The sequence below is a fragment of the Hymenobacter mellowenesis genome (genome assembly GCF_030581005.1).
GTDB lineage: Bacteria > Bacteroidota > Bacteroidia > Cytophagales > Hymenobacteraceae > Hymenobacter > Hymenobacter mellowenesis.
The window spans coordinates 46,935-64,521 of record NZ_JAUQSX010000007.1 but is presented as its reverse complement, the minus strand read 5'-3'; the positions used below and the strand labels follow the sequence as shown (position 1 = coordinate 64,521).

Below are 17,587 nucleotides of genomic sequence, written 5' to 3'. Positions count from 1 at the left end.
TTCATGCTCCGTTTAGCCATTCAGAAGTCCGGTCGCCTGAGCGAGGATTCCCTCACGCTCATTCGCGAATGCGGCATCAACTTCATCAGCAGCTCCTACAAGCTCAAGACCGAAGCCACCAATTTCCCGCTCGAAATCCTGTTTTTGCGCGACGACGACATTCCCGGCTATGTGCAGGACGGCGTGGCTGACCTCGGCATTGTGGGCCAGAACGTGTTGGTCGAAGCCGGTTTTCCTGACCTGGAAGTCGAAGCTTTGGGTTTCAGCAAATGCCGGTTGAGCCTAGCCGTGCCCCGGGCCGATGCCTATGGCTCGGTCGAATCACTGCAGGGTAAGAACATTGCGACGTCGTATCCCAGCATTCTGGGCCGCTATCTGGCCGGCCACGGCGTGCAGGCCAACCTGCACACTATCAGCGGCTCGGTGGAGATTGCGCCCAGCATTGGCTTGGCCGAGGCGATTTGCGACATCGTGAGCAGCGGCTCGACCTTGCTCGGCAATGGCCTGCGCGAGGTCGAAACCGTGTTTCGCTCCGAAGCCGTGCTCATCGCCCAGCCCAATCTGACGGCTGAGCAGACTGACTTGCTGGACCAACTGCGCTTCCGCATGCAGGCCGTGCGCCGCGCCAAGCGCAGCAAGTACATTTTGCTGAATGCCCCAATTACGGCCCTCGACGAAGTGCGCCGTCTATTGCCCGGCATCAAGTCGCCCACCGTCACGCCGCTGGCCGAGGCCGGCTGGGTATCGGTGCAGTCGGTGGTGCAGGAAGACGAGTTCTGGCACATCACCAGCCAGCTCAAAGCCGTGGGTGCCGAGGGCATTCTGGTGCTGCCCATTGAGAAGATGATTGCCTAGCCCCGCCCAGCCATGCAAGTGTATTCCTATCCCGACCCCGGCACCTGGCCCGCGCTGCAACAGCGCCCCGCCGCGGCCGAGGCCCCGCAGGTTGCCGCCCGGGTGCGGGCCATCTTTGCCCAAGTTCAAGCCAGCGGCGATGAGGCACTGCTGACTCTGGCTGCGGAGCTGGATAAAGCCACCCTGACCAGCTTGTTGGTGTCGGACGCCGAATTTGCCGCTGCCGCCCATCAGGTTCCGGCCGAACTGCAAGCCGCCATCCGCCAAGCCAAAACCAATATTGAAACCTTCCACGCCGCCCAGCGCGAGTCCGAACTGCGGGTGGAAACCATGCCCGGCGTGGTGTGCTCTCGCCGGGCCGTGCCCGTGCAGCGCGTGGGCCTCTACGTGCCCGGGGGCTCGGCCCCGCTATTCAGCACTTTGCTGATGCTGGGCGTGCCCGCCCGCCTGGCGGGTTGTCCCGAAATCGTCGTGTGCACGCCGCCCCAGGCCAACGGCACCGTCAGCCCGGTGATTCTGTTTGTGGCCCAGCTGCTGGGAATTAATAAAGTGGTGAAGGCTGGCGGTGCGCAGGCCATTGCCGCGCTGGCCTTGGGCACTGCCAGCGTGCCGGCGGTAGATAAGATTTTCGGGCCTGGCAACCGGTATGTGACGGCCGCCAAGCAGCTGGCCGCCGCCGAGTACGGTGTGGCCATCGACATGCCGGCGGGCCCTTCCGAAGTGCTGGTTATTGCCGATGACAGTGCCAACCCTGCCTTCGTGGCGGCCGATTTGCTCTCGCAGGCCGAGCACGGGCCTGATTCGCAGGTGGTGTTGTTAAGTACTTCGCAGAATATTATCGAGAAGGTTCAAATCGAGCTGGTCCGCCAACTGGCGGAGTTGCCGCGCCGCGCCGTGGCAGCCCAGGCTTTGGATAACAGCCGCGCCGTGCTGTTGGCCGACGCCAAAACCATGCTGGCGTTTTCCAACCAATACGCCCCGGAACACCTCATCTTGGCCACCAATGACGCCGATGCGCTGGCGGCCGACGTCACCAACGCGGGCTCGGTCTTTCTTGGCCACCTCACGCCGGAAGCCGTGGGCGACTATGCCTCGGGCACCAACCACACCTTGCCCACCGGCGGCTACGCCCGTCAGTATAGTGGGGTCTCGCTCGATTCGTTCGTGAAAAAAATCACGTTCCAGCGGCTCACGGTTCCGGGGTTGCAGGCCTTGGCTCCGGTGGTGGAAACCATGGCCGAAGCCGAGGGGCTGGCCGCGCACGTCCGGGCCGTCAGCCTACGTATGGCGGCTTTGCCGGCTGACCAGGCAGCGGCGCCGATGACGGCGAGCCCAGAGCCGGCTGCTTCTGCGGGTGTTTATGCCGGCCTCATTCGGCCAAGCGTGGAGCGAATGCAGCCGTATTCCTCCGCCCGCGACGAATTTGAAGGCATGGCCCCGGTGATGCTCGACGCCAATGAAAACAGCTTGGGTTCGGTCGGGCCCGATGATTTCAGCCGTTACCCCGACCCGCACCAGCGGGCCATTAAGGAGGAATTGGCGCAGCTAAAAGGCGTGGCGCCGGACAATATTTTCCTCGGCAACGGTTCCGACGAAGCTATCGACCTGCTGGTACGCCTCACCTGCACGCCGGGCCAGGACCGCATCGTGGTGTGCCCGCCAACCTATGGCATGTACGAAGTGGCGGCCAACCTGAACGATGTGCGCGTAGAACGGCTGCCGCTCAACGCTAATTTCCAGCTGCCGGCCGATGCGGCCGACCAACTGGCACGGTCCACCGCCAAGCTGGTGTTTCTGTGCTCACCCAATAATCCAACCGGGAATCTATTGGCCCGGGAAGCTATTGAAAGCATCCTGCGCCATTTCAAGGGTTTGGTGGTAGTCGATGAGGCCTACGGCGATTTCGCCGCAGCCCCCAGCTGGACCACACGGCTAGCCGAATTTCCTCGCCTGGTTGTGCTCCAAACGTTTTCCAAGGCCTGGGGTCTGGCCGGGCTGCGTCTGGGCGTGGCGTATGCATCAGCCACGCTCATCGGTTACCTCAATAAAATCAAGCCGCCCTACAACATTTCGGCCGCCACCCAGCAGCACGCGCTGGCCGCGCTGGCCGCGGCTCCGCAGCTCCTCGAGATGCAGGCCGACCTGCTGCGCGGCAGGTCATATCTGGTTGAGCAGTTGCCCACGTTGCCCATTGTCGAGCACGTTTTCCCATCGGACGCCAACTTTCTACTCGTTCGGTTCAATATAGATGCCACGGCGGTGTACGACCAGTTGCGCGCACGCGGCATCGTGGTTCGCAACCGAACCTCCCAGCCCGGCTGCGCTGGATGCCTGCGCCTCACCGTCGGCACGGCCACCGAAAACGACACTTTGCTCCAGGCACTCACCGAAATAGGTGCCGGAGGATTGCAGGTGCCCGCTGCTGCTGCCATCAAGTAAAAACGGCCCCTCTATAAAAGCTTTCCACCGATAAGTACATATTAATTTGAAAAAGGCCCTTTTCATCGACCGCGACGGCACTATTCTCGTTGAGCCACAGCCCAGCCAGCAGGTCGACAGCCTCGAAAAATTTGCTTTTCTACCCGGCTGCATCAGCAACCTGGCGCGCATCGCGCGCGACTTGCCGGAGTATGAGCTGGTGCTGGTGACCAATCAGGACGGTCTGGGCACTGCCAGTTTCCCGGAAGATACTTTCTGGCCCCCTCATCGGCTCATGCAAGAAATCCTGGGCGGCGAAGGCGTTCACTTCGCCGCCGAGCACATCGACCGCAGTTTCCCGCACGAAGGCTTGGCCACGCGCAAACCCGGCCTGGGCCTGCTGGGTCGTTACATCAACCCGGCCAATGGGTACGACCTGGCCAACTCCTACGTCATCGGCGACCGCCTCACCGACGTAGAACTGGCCGTCAACCTGGGCGCTCAGGCAATCCTGATAGGAGAGGAGCCCGACTCCCGCGCTGCCCTCACTACCACGAGTTGGGATGCTATTTATCATTTCCTGCGTTACCCGGCTCGTGTGGCGACAATTGAGCGTAACACCAACGAAACCCAAATTTCGGTTCGACTAAACCTCGACGGCAACGGCCAGACAGATATCAAAACCGGCTTGGGCTTTTTCGACCACATGCTGGAACAGCTTGGGCGTCATAGCGGAGTGGATTTATACATAAGTGTAAATGGGGATTTACACATTGATGAACACCACACCGTCGAAGATACGGCCTTAGCCTTGGGAACGGCCTTTTCGCAAGCCCTCGGTGACAAGCGCGGCCTTGCGCGCTACGGGTTCCTGTTGCCCATGGATGAAGCTTTGGCCCAGGCGGCGATTGACTTTTCGGGCCGGCCCTGGCTAGTGTGGGACGCGGACTTTCGACGTGAGCGGGTAGGGGACTTGCCCACGGAATTGTTTTTCCACTTCTTCAAGTCCTTCACTGACAACGCCCGTGCGACACTCAATATCTCCTGCACGGGCGATAATGAACATCATAAAATTGAGGCCATTTTCAAGGCAGTTGCCAAAGCAATAAAGATGGCTTTGCAGCGAGATGAGTCAGCTAGCATTCCAAGCACCAAAGGAATTCTCTAACCATATGCGCTAGTGACAAATGGATAAATGAGAATTAGTGTGTTATTCAAATGAATAAACAATTTGCAAATGGAAATTGCAGTAGTAGATTACAAAGGGGGGAATGTACAGTCGGTGCTGTTTGCGCTGGAACGGCTTGGTGCAACGGCGACGCTGACCTCTGACCCGGAGGTATTGCGCAAAGCCGATAAGGTGCTTTTCCCCGGCGAAGGCGAAGCGGCATCCGCCATGGAAGCACTGCGGGCCGCGGGTCTGGACAAGGTGCTCCCAACCCTGACGCAGCCTTTTCTGGGTATATGCTTGGGTATGCAGCTGCTGGGCGAACACAGCGAGGAAAACGACACCACCATGCTCGGGCTGTTGCCGTTCCGGGTGCGCCGCTTTGTGCCCGATGCCACGCATAAAGTCCCCCACATGGGTTGGAACAACCTGCAGGCCCTGCAAGGGCCGCTGTTTGCCGGGCTCACGGAGGCCGACCACGTTTACTTTGTGCACAGCTATTACGCGCCGGTGGGCGACTACACCACGGCCCAATCGGCCCATCCGTTACCCTTTAGCGCCGCGGTGCAGCACGCCAATTTTCATGGCGTCCAGTTTCATACCGAAAAAAGCAGCACAGCCGGTACGCGCATCCTCGCCAACTTTCTGGCTCTCTAATCCTCAATTGTTTTCAAGTTGGAAATCATCCCCGCCATTGATTTGCTGAACGGCCAGTGCGTCCGCCTCAGCGCCGGTGATTTTGCGCGCCAGACCACCTACGATGCCAACCCTGTTGCCGTTGCCCAGCGTTTTGCCGATGCCGGCCTGCGTCGCCTGCACCTTGTCGACCTCGACGGGGCGCGGGCCGGCCGGCCGGTAAATCTTGGCGTGCTCGAAGCCATTGCGCGGCACACAGTATTGGACATTGATGCGGGGGGAGGCATTCAGACCGACGAGGCGTTGAAGCAGGTGCTGGCTGCTGGCGCCGCGCACGCCACCGCGGGCAGTCTGGCCGTGCGAGAGCCTGCCACGGTTCAGCGCTGGCTTGCCCATCACGGGGCCGATACGGTTTTCCTAGGGGCTGATTTTAAAGGTGACCACATCATGATTAACGCATGGGTTGAGCAAAGTGCGCTGACGCTGCGTGGGTTTATCGCGGATTTTCTCAATGTCGGCGGGTCCACTTTTATCTGCACCGACGTTAGTAAAGACGGTTTATTGCAAGGGCCTGCGCTCACGACGTATCAAACTTTGATTCAGGAATTCCCTGCGGCCCGGTTCATTGCCAGCGGGGGCGTCACCACGGTCAACGATTTGGAGTTGTTGGCCGAAGCCGGGATGCACGGGGCCATCATCGGCAAAGCGCTCTACGAAGGCACCATTGCATTGCCCGATTTGCGGCGATTCCTATAAATTCCTACTGTTGGCGATTCGAGGCAGTAATATGATGTACCGTAATGATTAAAAAGCGTTTGATTCCCTGCCTTGATGTGCGCGACGGGCGCACCGTAAAAGGCATTCAGTTTGAAGGCTTGCGCGATGCTGGCGACCCGATTGCTCTGGCAGCCCGCTACGCCCAAGGAGGAGCCGATGAGCTTGTTTTCCTGGACATTACGGCCACCAACCAACGCCGCCAGCCACTCACCGAACTGGTTCGGGAAGTAGCCCGTGTGCTCGACATTCCCTTCACAGTGGGCGGTGGTATTGGCAGTATCGCCGATGTGGAAGCCCTGCTGTTAAGCGGTGCCGACAAGGTTTCCATCAATTCAGCTGCACTGGCTCGGCCTGGTTTTATCCGAGAGCTAGCCCAGCGTTTCGGCTCCCAGTGCATTGTAGTGGCGGTGGATGCCCGCTTGGTTGGCACGGAATGGCAGGTGATGACCCGGGCGGGTACGCAGCCCACTGGGCGCGTAGCGGTGGACTGGTGCCGGGAAGCTGCCGACCTGGGCGCCGGCGAACTTCTGCTAACCTCCATGAGCCATGACGGCACGAAATCGGGTTTTGCCCTGGAATTGACGCGGGCAGTGAGTGATGCCGTTCCGGTGCCCGTTATTGCTTCGGGTGGTGCGGGGCAGCCCGCTGATTTCGCGGCCGTATTCCGCGCAGGAGGGGCTGATGCGGCGCTCGCAGCCAGTATTTTTCACTTCAATGAAACGGCCCTTCCGGCCTTGAAGCAGTATCTACACGAAGCGGGTATTCCCGTCCGTCAATAGGCTTGGTTCACCCTAAGCGCTTTTGTTACTCTATTGTAAGAAAATATGATTCCTGTACCCGATTCAATCCAATTGACATTTGACCCAGCCACCGGGCTGGCGCCGGCCATCATCCAGGATGCCGACACCGGCCAGGTCTTGATGTTGGGTTACCTCAACGAAGCTGCTTGGCTAAAAACGCAGCAGGAGGGACGGGTTACGTTCTTCTCACGTTCAAAAAACCGGCTATGGACAAAAGGGGAAAGCAGCGGCAACTTCCTGCAAGTTGTAAGCCACCACGTTGATTGCGACGCTGATACCGTATTAATTCGTGTCATTCCAGAGGGCCCTACGTGCCACCGGGGCACCGTTAGCTGCTTCGTGCAGGCCCAACAGAACTTTGCGCCAGCAGCGCCGGTTGGATTCCTGGCCAGTCTTGAACGCCTCATTAATGAACGCAAGCAATTTCCCGAGCGTGCGCCAACATCCTATACCGTTTCCCTTTTCAAAAAGGGGATGCCTAAAATTGCCCAAAAAGTAGGAGAGGAGGCCGTTGAAACAGTGATAGATGCGGTTGCTGGTCATCACGCAACCTTGCCGGGAGAAGTCGCCGATTTGTTGTACCACCTACTGGTGCTCTTGGCCGCTTCGGGACTATCGTTGTCGGAGGTTATCTCTGTGTTGCAAGAGCGTCATCGGTTGCCAAATACCCGCCATCTCAGCCAAGAGTAAATGAAATACTGGGCCAGAATTTCAATTGTTTTGGCCCAGTGTTTTCACAACCTTTCTATATTGATTTAGCTTTTAACTGTCTTCTTATTTTTTCAAGCAAAGCTTGAGCTATAACAATGTCCTCTTCTTCAAGTATCGTCAGCACTGAATTCAGTCCAGGGCCACTGATTTTTAGCTCGAACACGGATGTTTGATTTGCCGTAGCAGGCAGCTGCCTGTTTGTTAGTTCTAGTGGTATGTGTTCCGTTGTGTGGGCGCTAAGCATTTCGCTCTGGCTTTGTACAGGTTCAATGGATTCTAAAGTCTGACTAGCATTGTTATGTCTGTCTTCTACTTGCTCTTCTCTGAATAAACCAAAAAGATTAGCAACTGTATCGTTTTCAGGCCTTTTCCGTCCCGTCTGTGGGGTTGAGTAATTCATTGACTGAACCGGGCCCCCAGCTTGTGGTGAGACAACAGGCGTTTCATCAGTTTCTGATGCAACAGGTGTCGCCGCTGGTGTGGGCAGAGTCGGCGTAAAGGCGTTTTGAGCCAATACTGGAGCTGATAGCTCCCGCCGTGGCTGATGTGAGGATGACGCGTCAATGTCAGCCATCGTGTTGTGCTCGTCAAGGAGATTAACCATGCGGCATCCCTCCACAAAAGCCTTTGCAACACCCTGCGCATTGATTTCCTCAACCCCGAACTCTCGGATGAGCATTACGTCCAGCATCTGCACAGGAAGTTCTCTCAGCCTGAATTTCCGGCATATCTGCGTGAACAGAGGAGGGGTTAGAAATGCCTCTCTGTGGAACAGGAGTTCTTCCTTTTTGTCATAAGCGTGTTTTATCCGTTTGTAAAGTGTCGTGACACTTAGCAACTCCCTTTTGCTAGTCAATAAACCAAACTTGACCGCTGAGCCTATTATTGCTTTAAAGGACCCGCTGACCTTTCGATTGAGTTTCCGGGCTGCGGTTTCTATTTCGCATTTTCCTCCTGTGTCGTCAACCACTTCAGCTAATTCCCATGCTCCCGCGTATGTTGTTCTTGGGTAGTCTATAAGTTTCGGCATGTCTTTTCAAAATCTTTTTGAGTATAAAAAGGTACTCCGCGAGTGAAATTTTATTACTTTTATGTACTTATTTGTCCATAAGCTATGTGAAATAGTTTTTCATATGCATAATTGTGGGTCTTTTATCTAATACTTTGTGTTTATACCATGCTTACGTTGCCCAAGCCACTATAGTTACTTTTGTAGCACAAGTATAGGCGATATGATACTACATTGCTACATCAAGCATAAAAAAGTATATAATTTGTCCATTTTTTTAACTTTTTTATACTTATATTCACTAGGCTTGAATTAACATGCTTATTAGGAGTCTTAGTAAAAATACTTAAAGGGTAACCACATCAAGATTGAAGAGAAGCAAGTAGGGGAAATAAACGTGAACCCTTAACTCAACCGAGAAGTCATTGCCGAAACCTGCTACTCAACTCTCGGTTGAAGCGGCGAGCAATTAAAAATCCGCCTCTACGCATTGACTCCGGTCCGCTCGGCATAAGCAAAAATACCGTTAACATTAAGCAAGAAAATAGCGACCATTTCTTAATAGAGAAATCATCTACGAGCACCGAGCAACTAAAGCGTAGCAATGTCTTATAATTTATATTATGTTAAATTAAATCGAGATTTTCAGCGTGATTCCACGAAAAAGCCCACTCTCGCAGAAAGCAAGAATGGGCCCCTCCTGTTCATGAATGGTAGACTCTTATTTCTTCAACTGCTCCAGCCGAGCATTGAGACGCTCAGAGTCAGCGGTCCTCCCTAAACGGAAATATACTTTTTGCAACGAGGAAAGCGTGTTCTTGTCCTGAGGCTGCAACTCCAATGCTTTTTCGAAATAAGGAACTGACGCCTGGAAATACTTTTTCCCATCAGCCTCTAGTTTCTTTCCCGAAACATTGTACGTCTTGAGGTCCATTTTGCTGGCTTTGGTGTACGCCTCAGCAGCTTTGTTATAGTTATAGACACCCAGGTTGAACTGAGCATCAAAATTATTAGGGTCCAACTCAACCGATTTTTTGTAGTCGGCTAACGCAAGGTCATTTTTCTTCTGCTGGTCATACATAGACCCACGCACAGCATACAGGTTCGAATTGGAAGGGTCCGCCGCAATGGCTTTGGTAATCTTATCCAATGCATCACCGCCTTTACCAGTAGCCAAGGACAGGTTCAGGTCTTCAAGCATAAAGGCTTTGTTGTTGGGGTATGCAGCCAAAGCCTGTTGCAAAACCTTCGCAGCTTCAGCGTCATCCTTCTGCTGCTTTGCCATTTGGAAAAGCCGGGAATACAGCGTTGTTGACTTGTAGTTCATACCCAGCAGCTGGTTATAGCTGGCCTTAGCACCAGCGTAGTCCTGCTTGGCCTCGTAAGCATACGCCGAATAAAGCACCGCTGTCGTGTCCTGGGGCTTCAACTTTGACGCGAGCTTATAATTCTCGATAGCCTTGTCGTAGTCCTTGGCATTGTAGCTATTAACTGCGTCGTTGAAGGCGTGGCCATATAGGTTGTCCAGACGTGTTACGGCCTGCTTGCCAAACTCCCCGTCTTTGGTATCCAACTCAATGGTCTTCGCAAACGACTCGTATGCCTTCTGCAAACCTTCACCGGGTTGCAACTGCTTGCCGTAAATTGGGCTATCGAGCATGCCTTGGTAGATTTCACCCCGAGTGTACCAGGTTTTGGCTTTCCCACTGGTCTTCTCGTTGACAATGGCCTTGTCAATATCCGTGCGGGCTTTGTCCAGCAGGCCCGAGCGCTGGTTCAAAATGGCGTTCGTGACAGCGGAAGTCTGAGCTGAAACCGTCGCGGGCAGCCCCGCCACTAAGGCTACGCCTACGGCGGCCGTCAAAAAGGTCTTTTTCATAAAATCGGGAATGTGCCCTTTGTGGTCTTTAGGCAGGTTAACTGCTGCAAATGTGCCACCAAAAGCGAAAAGGTTGAACATTAAGGGTGAATGGTGTGCGCCCTCATCCGCGCCTCAAACCCCGAGGTTTCGCGTTGAGTTCGCCAAAAATAAACGGGGCAGCCCAAATGGACCGCCCCGCTCCTATTTCAGCAATTATGCCAGGTCTTCGTCGTCTTCAGTTTCCTGCTCGTCGTCAGCGTCATCGTCGTCCGCCTCTTCTTCCAGGTCATCGTCATCTTCCAGTAATTCGGCATCATCCGAAATACCTAACGCACTGATAACAACCTGACTCCCATCAGCTGCAACGGCACCATCGGCGGACTCCACTAAAGCCGAGGTGACGTTTTCGTCTTCTTTCTCTTCGGCTTCAACTTTTGCCACCGACGAAATTTCATCGTTGCCACTGATTTTAATCAGGCGAACCCCTTGCGTGGCGCGGCCAATGGTGCGCAGGTCGCTCATCCGCAGGCGGATGGTGATGCCGGACTTGTTGATAATCATCAGGTCGTCACCATCGTTCACGTCTTTAATAGCCACCAGATTGCCGGTTTTTTCGGTAATCTTCATGGCCCGCACGCCTTTACCACCACGCTTGGTCACGCGGTATTCTTCAAGCTGGCTGCGCTTGCCAAAACCGTTTTCGCTTACGACAAGTAACTCCTGTGTCGGGTCGGCCACGCAGACCATGCCCACCACACGGTTGCCGGGTACGTCTTCGAGGCGAATGCCCCGGACACCGACGGCGGCGCGGCCCATCGAGCGCGCCTGACTTTCGTTGAAGCGCACGGCGCGGCCGGTGCGGGAGGCCAGAATAACTTCCGCATTCGGCGCGAGCAGCTGTACGTCCAGAATCCGGTCGCCTTCATTGATGGTGATGGCGTTGATGCCGGCCGTACGGGGACGCGAGTAGGCTTCGAGCGGGGTTTTCTTCACCGTGCCCTGCTCGGTGCAGAACATCAGGAACGTGTTTTCGAGGTAGTCGGGGTCTTTCAGACCGCGCACGTTGAGCACGGAGCGCACCTTGTCTTCACGCGGAATCTCGATGAGGTTCTGGATGGGCAGACCTTTGATGGTCTTCCCTCCTTCCGGAACTTCGTACACTTTCAACCAGAATACCCGACCTAACTCGGTGAAGAACAGCAGGTATTCATGCGTGGTGGCTACGAACAGATGCTCCGTGAAGTCGTCCTTCTTGGACACGGCCCCGCGCGAACCTGCTCCTCCCCGACCCTGGGCCCGGTATTCGTCCAGATTCGTGCGCTTGATGTAACCTTCGCGGGAAATGGTAATAACCATGGCCTCGTCGGCAATCATGTCCTCGGTCGAGAAATCGCCGCCCTGGTAGTTGATTTCAGTGCGGCGGGCATCGCCGTAGCGATCCCGAATATCCTCCAGCTCGGTTTTGATGATACCGCGCTGCAGTACGTCCGATTCAAGCACCGACTTCAGGTAGTCGATGAGCTTCATCAGCTCGTTGTACTCAGCCACAATCTTGTCGCGCTCCAGGCCGGTGAGGCGCTGCAGACGCATGTCCAGAATGGCGCGGGCCTGCACCTCGCTCAACGCGAAGCGCTCGATGAGCTGGCCACGGGCCACCTCAGGGTCGCGCGAGCCGCGGATGAGGGCAATGACTTCATCCAAGTGGTCGAGCGCGATGAGCAGACCTTCCAGGATGTGGGCGCGCTTCTGGGCTTCGGCCAGCTCGTACTTGGTGCGGCGAATGATGATTTCGGCGCGGTGCTCGACAAAGTAGTGGATGAGCTGCTGCAGGTTGAGCGTCATCGGGCGGCCCTTTACTAGGCACACGTTGTTGACGCCAAACGAGCTCTGCAGCTGCGTGTACTTGTAGAGGTTGTTGAGCACCACGCTGGGCATGGCGTCACGCTTGAGGTCATAAACGATGCGCATACCGTCGCGGTCCGACTCGTCGCGCATGTCCGAAATGCCCTCAATCTTCTTGTCGTTGATGAGCGCGGCAGTTTTCTCAATCATCGACGCCTTGTTCACCATGTAGGGAATTTCGGTGACGACGATTTGCTCTTTGCCGGTTTTGGTGGTTTCAAAGGTGGCTTTAGCACGCATCACTACGCGGCCACGGCCAGTTTCAAATGCCTGCTTCACGCCCTCGTAGCCGTAGATGATGCCGCCGGTGGGGAAGTCAGGCGCCGTGACGTACTGCATGAGCTCGGCCACGGTGATATCGGGGTTGTCGAGGTAGGCAATGATGCCGTTCACGACTTCCGTCATGTTGTGCGGGGCCATGTTGGTGGCCATGCCCACGGCAATGCCCGACGTGCCATTTACCAGCAGGTTGGGGAATTTGGCAGGCATCACGCTGGGCTCTTCCAGCGAGTCGTCGAAGTTGGGCTGGAAGTCGACCGTGTCCTTGTCCAGGTCGCTCAGCATTTCATCCGAGAGGCGCTTGAGACGGGCTTCGGTGTAACGCATGGCGGCAGGCGAGTCGCCGTCGACGGAGCCGAAGTTGCCCTGGCCGTCTACCAGCGGGTAGCGCAGGCTCCAGTCCTGGGCCATGCGCACCATGGTATCGTACACCGAGCTGTCGCCGTGCGGGTGATACTTACCCAGAACCTCGCCCACGATACGGGCCGACTTTTTGTAGGATTTGTTGTAGCCCACGCCCAGCTCGCTCATGCCGTAGAGCACGCGCCGGTGCACGGGCTTCAGGCCGTCACGAACGTCGGGCAGGGCCCGGGAGATGATAACCGACATCGAGTAGTCGATGTAGGCGCCCCGCATCTCGTCTTCGATGTTAATCGGAATGATTTTTTCGCCTTCCGCCATTGAGGGGGTTAATAGGCAGCTTCGGAAATACCCCTAAAAGGGACGTAAAAGCCGCAGGGTGAATGGTTCTTTGTATGCGTGCGAAGATACGACAAAAAGGCCACAACGGCAAGCGCTGTGGCCTTTTTTGAGGGTTTGAGTAGGACTATTTCAACGTCTTGCTCTTGTCCAGCGGATTCTTCCCACCCTTGGGATTGTGGGTCTTGATTTTCTGGCCGATGGCGGGGTTTTGCATCTTCCAGAACGGCTGGCCATGGTACTTCTGTCCGCTGTGCATGTGCACCTTCCGGGTGTGGCACGACTCGATGGGGCAGGTGCGGCAGCTCACGGCCCCCAACAGCAGCAGGCAAATACTTAAGCGCAAAGACAGCTTCATGGGCACAAAGGTAAGACAGACGATATGGGGAAGCCGAACTTTGGGCCGCCCCTCCCCATCAGGCCCGGCCGTCCCACTCGGCCAAAAAGCGCGCCACAAATGCCTCCATGAAGGCGTGGCGCTCCTCGGCAACGGCGCGGGCGGCGGGCGTTTGCAGGCGGTCTTTGAGGTGGAAGAGCTTTTCGTAGAAATGGTTGATGGTAGGCGCGGTGCTTTTCTGGTAGCTGGCGAAGCTCTCGTGCCTGACGGGCGGCACAGCGGGGTCGTGCATGGGGCGGCCCTTGTGTTCGCCGTAGGCAAAGGCACGGGCAATGCCGATGGCTCCGATGGCATCGAGCCGGTCGGCATCCTGCACAAGGGCGGCTTCCAATGAAGTGACAGGGGTTTCGACGCCCTGCCCCTTGAAGGAGACTTCGCGGATGATGGCCTCAACACGGCCAATCAACTCCTCTGACGCGTGCTGGCTCTCGAGCCAAGCCCGCGCGGCCCGGGGGCCGGCTTCGTAGTCGCCGCCGTGGAATTTCCAGTCGGCAATGTCGTGGAGCAATGCCCCCAGCTCGGTAATTTCCACGTTGGCATCCGGCGAATTAGCCGCCAACTGGCGGGCCATGAGCCAGACCCGGCGGATGTGGGCCCAGTCGTGGCCACTGCCCTCATCGGCAAATTTTTGTTCTATGAACCGGGCAGTTGCGGTTGTTAAATCCATAACATCAGGGGGAGCTGAAACCAGAAAAAACCCGGAATCCGGCCGCAAGTTAGCACCGGCATTAGCCCCCGGATGCCCTGCGCAGGCCACCAAATGCTAACCGATTGGGCTGGTGGGTCGTTTCTTCGCAACTTATTGCTTATCCCTTTTCCGATGATGCTCCGCTCCATTCTATCCGTCTCCCTGCTCGCGCAACTAGCCTTATTGCCGCAGCTGGCAGCTGCTCAAACACCAACGACGGCCGATACCACACACAAGTACCAGAACCCGACGGGTGTGTCAGCAGCCGGCAAAAAGTCGTTTTTCAAAAGCAAGGGGTTTCGGGCTTCCATTGTGCCGGCGGTGCTGATTGGCTACGGCGCCAGCACCATTTACGGCAGCGGCCTCTACAGTTCATACGACGCCAAACGCGACATCCGTCGCACCTTCGGTACCTACCGCAACCACATCGACGACTACCTGCAATGGGCGCCGTACTTGGAGATTCCAGGGGTACTGCTGGCTGGCGTCGACTCGCGCAACGACCGCCTGAACCTCGCCCTGGTGGTGGCCAAGAGCGAGCTAATCATGCTGGGCTCGGTGTACATCGTCAAGACGCTTTCGCAAATTCAGCGTCCTGACTCTTCCAACCACCTCTCCTTCCCGTCGGGACACACGGCGCAGGCGTTTCTGGCGGCCAGCATCGTGCACGCTGAATTCCGCGACAAAAGCCAGTGGTACGGAGTGGGCGCTTACGCCCTGGCCACCAGCGTGGCGGCGTTTCGGATGATAAACAACAAGCACTGGGAATCGGACGTGGTGGCCGGGGCCGGGTTCGGCATCCTGTCGGCGCACGTGGCCTACCTCTCCCATCGTAACCGCTGGGGCCGCAAACCCGGCGGCCGCGGCATCGGCGATACCAGCTTCGTGCCCATGTGGAGCCCGGCGGGCGGCACGGGCCTGTGCTTCACCTGGCGGCCGAAGTAAAGCACAAGCCGCAGCAGGCTATTTTGACGCAAAAGCAAAGCCCCGGCTACTTGGTAGCCGGGGCTTTGCTTTTGCGTGGCGTTGACTTTCGCTATTCGACCGAAATGCGCCGCACCACGGTACCACCTTGCAGGTAGTGGACCTGCAGAAAATACACCCCGGCGGGCAGTTGAGCTACCGGCAGGCTTATGTCCTGTTCATTGGCGGCTACGGGCTGGGTGAGCACCGTCCGGCCCAACGCATCGCGCAGGTCAAGGCGGGCGGGGCGCGCGGCTCGGTCGAGGCGCAAGTGGAGCTGGTCGTGCGCGGGCACGGGCCAGGTTTCGGTACGGGCCAGCAGGCCGGCAGCCGGTACGGACAGCACATTGGCATCGAGCAAGCGCACCAATCCCAGGTGTTGCGCCCCGGACCCGACCGTGGTGAACTGCCCGCCTACCAGCAGGCCGCCGTTGGGTTGTACGGCCAGAGCCAGCACAGCTTGATTGGGGTTGAGAGTAATATCGAGGGAGGCGTCGGGGGAGCCGTCGGGCAGCAGGCGAACCAGGGTTTGAAGAGGATAACCGGACGTGGAAAAGGTACCGCCCACGAGCACGCGGCCATTGGGCTGCAGCTCTGCCGACTGCACGCTATAATTGGTACCGGGCAAAACCGCCACAAACGACGCATCAACGGCGCCGCTGCTGGAAAGGCGAGCCACCCCGACCGTAGGGACTCCTCCCAGGGCCGTGAACCGACCAAATGTCAGCAAGCGACAATCGGGGTACCGACGCAGTCCGCTAATGGAAAAATAGGACTGGCCCTGACCCGTTGGGCCGACGAAAACGGGGTCGGGCGCCCCGGAGGGCAACAAGCGCTGCAAAACCCCGCCGCTGCCCACCACGATGGCACCCGAAGGCTCTACCAGCATTGCCGCTGGCCACAGGGAAGCCGGTGGCTGGAAACCAGTATCTAACCCACCTCCGGGCAGCAACCGCAAGAACCGTATAAAGGGCGACCCACTTCCCAACTGCATGTTACCCGCCAGCAGAATCTTCCCATCGGCCTGTAGCTCAATGTTAGCTGGGGAATTGAGATTAAGGGCACTCGACGCGAAAAGTACCGGGGCAAAAGCCGGGTCAGGGGCACCCGTGCTCAACACCCGGCCCAGCGATGGCACCGACACGCCGCCCAGCGCATTGAAACTACCGATGACGAGTACTTTGCCGTCAGGCTGCAATTTCACTTTGGTCGGATAGCCCCCTGTGACGGCTGCAGCTGTCGTGAAAGCCACGTCTACCGCCCCGGTGGCCTGCAAGCGCGCCAGCCCTTGGGCAGCAGCGCCGTTGATTTCGGTGAAAGCGCCGGCCACCAGCACCTTGCCATCGGTCTGCAGCGCCAAATCGAACACCACGCCCGGGACCTGGAGGGTCGGCACCGGCATCGACGCATCGGCCGCACCGCTCGACGTGAGTTGACCCACGCCCGCGGGCACTGCAAGGGCGCCGCCCAAAGGCTGTGGCACCCCTCCAAATACTACCTGACCACCCGGCAGCAACTGCAACGAACCCACCGAGCGGCTAAGGCTGGGGCTGATGGGCACGTTCCAGGTAGCATCGGTAGCGCCAGTACTGGTGAGGCGGACAATATAGCCTGGGGGCACATACCCATCTTGAGACGCAAAAAGGATGCGGCCGTTAGGCTGCACCAGCAGCGTTGTAGCAGCATTGAATGAGGGTGCAACCCCCAGTGAAGGGCTGGTGAACGTGTTGTCATACGCTCCCGTAGCCATCAATCGAACCAGTTTTTGGGTTCCATTGGGTACCAGGGCGCCGCCGTTGAAATCACTCACCAAGATGCGCCCATCCGGCTGCACGGCCACGGCCCCTACCAATGCCGTTGGCGCGGTAGCGGGCACGAAGCCCGAGTCCAAACTGCCATCGTCATTGAAACGGGCCAGCCCATTCCGGGCCAGGCCCCCCGCCGTGTTAAACGTGCCTCCCACCAAAATTTTGCCATCGGCCTGCAAATTCAGGTTCGGCGGAAATGTTTGGGGGCCTAAGCCACCGCCGTTGTTAAACGTATAAGCAAAATCGTGCGTGCCGTCGGCGTTCAGGCGTAGCAAGCCGCCAACCGGTTGGGAATTATGCTCGGTAAAAAGCCCGGCTACTACCACCTTGCCATCGGCCTGAACCACCAACGAGGACACGTCTAACGAAGCGGGCTGCGCAGCAAAAGAGGCATCGACAGCCCCAGAAGGCAGCAGGCGCACCATGCCATTAAAAACCTGCCCATTCAAAGTGGAACTCCTTAAAAGCGTAACCAGGACCCGACCATTGCCCCCATCGGCCAAGCCACTCGGCGACCAGTTGTAGTGCGCCAACGCCCGCACAAAAGCAGTATCGAGCAAGCCCGTAGCTGAATATCGGACCAAAGGTTGCGACATGTCCACGCCATCGGCCCGCA

At 57.3% G+C, this 17,587-nt stretch carries 14 protein-coding genes; 8 read left to right on the top strand and 6 right to left on the bottom strand.

Annotated features, from left to right (window positions below):
- Positions 1–3 precede the first annotated feature (3 nt).
- The 7 genes from hisG to hisIE all read left to right on the top strand — a co-directional run bounded on the left by hisG (position 4) and on the right by hisIE (position 7,344).
- Positions 4–855, top strand: a complete 852-nt coding sequence (gene hisG, locus Q5H92_RS14190; RefSeq protein ID WP_305012194.1) for an ATP phosphoribosyltransferase — start codon at positions 4–6, stop codon at positions 853–855.
- Between the two features lie 12 nt (positions 856–867).
- The gene (gene hisD / locus Q5H92_RS26655) at positions 868–3,294 is read left to right on the top strand and encodes a histidinol dehydrogenase (protein ID WP_369811147.1); all 2,427 of its coding nucleotides are present in this window, start codon (positions 868–870) and stop codon (positions 3,292–3,294) included.
- 46 nt (positions 3,295–3,340) lie between these two features.
- On the top strand, positions 3,341–4,441 hold the full coding sequence (gene hisB, locus Q5H92_RS14175; RefSeq protein ID WP_305012193.1) for a bifunctional histidinol-phosphatase/imidazoleglycerol-phosphate dehydratase HisB: 1,101 nt from the start codon (positions 3,341–3,343) through the stop codon (positions 4,439–4,441).
- 69 nt (positions 4,442–4,510) lie between these two features.
- Positions 4,511–5,098 (top strand): imidazole glycerol phosphate synthase subunit HisH, encoded by a 588-nt coding sequence (gene hisH, locus Q5H92_RS14170; RefSeq protein ID WP_305012192.1) that lies wholly within the window; start codon positions 4,511–4,513, stop codon positions 5,096–5,098.
- An 18-nt stretch (positions 5,099–5,116) separates the two neighbouring features.
- Positions 5,117–5,833, top strand: a complete 717-nt coding sequence (locus tag Q5H92_RS14165) for a 1-(5-phosphoribosyl)-5-[(5-phosphoribosylamino)methylideneamino]imidazole-4-carboxamide isomerase (protein ID WP_305012191.1) — start codon at positions 5,117–5,119, stop codon at positions 5,831–5,833.
- Positions 5,834–5,877: 44 nt separating this feature from the next.
- A complete protein-coding gene (gene hisF, locus Q5H92_RS14160) occupies positions 5,878–6,633 on the top strand; it encodes an imidazole glycerol phosphate synthase subunit HisF (RefSeq protein ID WP_305012190.1) in 756 nt (251 codons plus the stop codon).
- Between the two features lie 45 nt (positions 6,634–6,678).
- Positions 6,679–7,344, top strand: a complete 666-nt coding sequence (gene hisIE, locus Q5H92_RS14155; RefSeq protein ID WP_305012189.1) for a bifunctional phosphoribosyl-AMP cyclohydrolase/phosphoribosyl-ATP diphosphatase HisIE — start codon at positions 6,679–6,681, stop codon at positions 7,342–7,344.
- A 55-nt stretch (positions 7,345–7,399) separates the two neighbouring features.
- On the opposite strand, the gene Q5H92_RS14150 is transcribed toward hisIE, so the two are convergent.
- The 5 genes from Q5H92_RS14150 to Q5H92_RS14130 all read right to left on the bottom strand — a co-directional run bounded on the left by Q5H92_RS14150 (position 7,400) and on the right by Q5H92_RS14130 (position 14,179).
- A complete protein-coding gene (locus tag Q5H92_RS14150; protein WP_305012188.1) occupies positions 7,400–8,395 on the bottom strand; it encodes a hypothetical protein in 996 nt (331 codons plus the stop codon).
- 700 nt (positions 8,396–9,095) lie between these two features.
- Positions 9,096–10,334, bottom strand: coding sequence for a tetratricopeptide repeat protein (locus tag Q5H92_RS14145; protein ID WP_305012187.1), 1,239 nt, complete (start codon positions 10,332–10,334; stop codon positions 9,096–9,098).
- A 114-nt stretch (positions 10,335–10,448) separates the two neighbouring features.
- A complete protein-coding gene (gyrA, locus tag Q5H92_RS14140) occupies positions 10,449–13,097 on the bottom strand; it encodes a DNA gyrase subunit A (protein WP_305012186.1) in 2,649 nt (882 codons plus the stop codon).
- A gap of 145 nt (positions 13,098–13,242) precedes the next feature.
- Complete coding sequence (locus Q5H92_RS14135; RefSeq protein ID WP_305012185.1) at positions 13,243–13,473, bottom strand: hypothetical protein; 231 nt, start codon at positions 13,471–13,473, stop codon at positions 13,243–13,245.
- Between the two features lie 58 nt (positions 13,474–13,531).
- Positions 13,532–14,179: an HD domain-containing protein gene (locus tag Q5H92_RS14130; protein ID WP_305012184.1), complete on the bottom strand. Its 648-nt coding sequence runs from the start codon at positions 14,177–14,179 to the stop codon at positions 13,532–13,534.
- Between the two features lie 153 nt (positions 14,180–14,332).
- On the opposite strand from Q5H92_RS14130, the gene Q5H92_RS14125 reads away from it, so the two are divergent.
- Complete coding sequence (locus Q5H92_RS14125; protein WP_305012183.1) at positions 14,333–15,145, top strand: phosphatase PAP2 family protein; 813 nt, start codon at positions 14,333–14,335, stop codon at positions 15,143–15,145.
- 91 nt (positions 15,146–15,236) lie between these two features.
- Here Q5H92_RS14125 and Q5H92_RS14120 read toward each other — a convergent pair whose 3' ends face one another.
- On the bottom strand, positions 15,237–17,567 hold the full coding sequence (locus Q5H92_RS14120; RefSeq protein ID WP_369811153.1) for a T9SS type A sorting domain-containing protein: 2,331 nt from the start codon (positions 17,565–17,567) through the stop codon (positions 15,237–15,239).
- Between the last annotated feature and the right edge of the window lie 20 nt (positions 17,568–17,587).